The organism is Mesorhizobium sp. M4B.F.Ca.ET.089.01.1.1 (assembly GCF_004022605.1).
GTDB classification, from domain to species: Bacteria; Pseudomonadota; Alphaproteobacteria; order Rhizobiales; family Rhizobiaceae; genus Mesorhizobium; species Mesorhizobium abyssinicae.
Genome location: NZ_RZOS01001445.1, coordinates 1 through 437 on the forward strand (window position 1 = coordinate 1; position 437 = coordinate 437).

Genomic DNA, 437 nt, shown 5'->3' on the forward strand with positions numbered 1-437 from the left:
TGCGGCGGGTACACGAGTGTGTGTTCGGCGTGCTGGCACTGGAAAGCGAGCCGATCGACCCAAGGCTGTAGCGATGATGGTCTTAGCCGAAGATTCGCTCGCCCTGCTCGTCGACCAGTTGGATGCCCTTCTTGATCGAGATGTCGACGGCATCGTCCAGGCCGGCGAAACGGTCGGCGCGGATGAAGCGGTGTTCCTTCGTCACGCCGTCGATTTCCTTCGAGACCACGCCGCAGGTCTGGTACTGGCCATCGGCCTTGTAGGGCGTGGCGCTGATCAGGAAACCCTTGTGCTCGACCCGCTTTGCCGGCGCCGCGCTCTTGGGTTCGCCCGCATCGCCGCCACCGCCGAAAAGCTTTTTCAGAAAAGACATGGTTCAAATCTCCACTTTCACCTCGGCGCAAAATGCCTGCGCCGGTTCTCATTATCGCATTTAG

At 60.2% G+C, this 437-nt stretch carries 1 protein-coding gene; it reads right to left on the reverse strand.

Annotated elements, in window-relative coordinates; translation table 11 throughout:
• Positions 1-82: 82 nt before the first annotated feature.
• Positions 83-373 carry an HlyU family transcriptional regulator gene (locus tag EN780_RS37850; protein WP_128276669.1) on the reverse strand — a complete coding sequence of 97 codons (291 nt, stop codon included), beginning with the start codon at positions 371-373 and terminating at the stop codon, positions 83-85.
• Positions 374-437 lie beyond the last annotated feature (64 nt).